This is a genomic window from Pelatocladus sp. (assembly GCF_059505505.1).
Genome location: NZ_JCACKS010000136.1, coordinates 4,060 through 5,597, shown reverse-complemented (window position 1 = coordinate 5,597; position 1,538 = coordinate 4,060). Strand labels below are relative to the sequence as shown.

Annotated in this window: 2 protein-coding genes; both read right to left on the bottom strand. The window is 38.0% G+C overall.

Annotated elements, in window-relative coordinates; genetic code table 11:
• Positions 1 to 253: 253 nt before the first annotated feature.
• Entirely contained in the window at positions 254 to 1,183 is a 930-nt protein-coding gene (locus tag AC5JMK_RS11790) for a cobalamin-binding protein (RefSeq protein WP_495910156.1), read from the bottom strand.
• 154 nt (positions 1,184 to 1,337) lie between these two features.
• Positions 1,338 to 1,538: hypothetical protein (locus AC5JMK_RS11785; protein WP_495910155.1), on the bottom strand; the 201-nt coding region annotated here is incomplete at its 5' end.

Sequence of the window (1,538 nt, the reverse complement as noted above, 5' to 3'; positions counted from 1 at the left end):
GAAGTAAAACCCCCAGATTCTTGAGTAACTTCAGACTTGTGTGTACACCGTAGCCTTAGTAAGGAGAGGGATTGAGGGTGAGGTTTTATATTTAATTTGACCTACTTACTTATATTTATTAGCTAAAAATTATATAATCAACCCTGGCGATGTTCACCTCACGTGGCTACACAGACTAAACCCGCTTGTGCGGGTTATTTTATTCAGATCATTTAGATTAAGAAAATTAGAGATTATTTGATAATTTCTATTTTCAAATATTATCCCAACTTTTACCTTTATAACCATATAGAAAGATTTCTGGATGCAAAATTTCTGCCAGCATTTCTAATGAATCTACTAATCTTGGACCTGGACGATTGAAGTAAGAATTGCCATCAGTTATGTAGACTCTACCAGTTTGATTAGCATGTAAATTCTGCCACTCAGGACGTTTAGTCAACAACTCCGCATCCTGGCGAGTGCGATTTAAATCAAATCCACAAGGCATAAAAATAATTATATCTGGATTGCTCTCAATCAAATTTTCCCATTTTAATTGTGTTGCAGCGTGACCCGTAATGCTAAATAAAGGCTCTCCACCTGCAAAAGTAACTAATTCAGGAATCCAATTACCAGCAACCATTAAAGGATTAGTCCACTCAATACAAGCTACTTTAGGCAACTTTTCTGTTTGGGAAAGTCCTTTTGTTTTTTGGACAACTATTTTCACACGAGCTTCTAAATTTTCTAGCACCTTGAGCGCATCTACTTGGAAAATGTTAGCTACTCGTTCAATATCAGCCCAAACATCCTTCAGAAAATTAGGTTGTAAGGAAATAATTTTTGGTGTTACTTGAGTTAATTCAGCTACGGCTTTTTCTACTTCTGATAAACTCACAGCACAGACATCACATTGATCTTGGGTGACAATATGGGTGGGTTGTAGCCGCTCTAAAATATCCGTTTTGATTTCATATATACTGAGAGCGGATTGTATTAATTTATTAATTTCCTCATTGATTTCACCGCTAGAGACATTTGTCTTGAGTCTAGGTTGAGTACATATAGGACGATCTTGGATTTCGGGAGGGTAGTCACACTCATGCGATCGCCCAACAAGAGCATCAGTTAAACCCAGTATGGCTAGAATCTCAGTTCCACTGGGAATTAGGGAGATAATTCTCAAGTTGCTATTGCTCATCGCTTTATCCCGACAATAGTTGCATATGGCCTAATTGTCTCAAAATGGCAAAAGCTTCGTATCTGCCTGTGGGTGGGACACACAAACAGATGGAGAATCACAATTTTTCAAAGCTAGGTGAAATGGTATAAGCTCTTGAGATCCCCGACTTTTATCAAAAGTCGGGGATCTTGTTTAGAGTTTCAAGTCCTGCTCTCGAAGTTTCTTGTTTCAACCCTGAAGTTTCTGGTTTCAACTCTGAAGTTTCTGGTTTCAACTCTGAAGTTTCTGGTTTCAACTCTGAAGTTTCTGGTTTCAACTCTGAAGTTTCTTGTTTCAACCCTGAAGTTTCTTGTTTCAACCCTGAAGTTTCTTG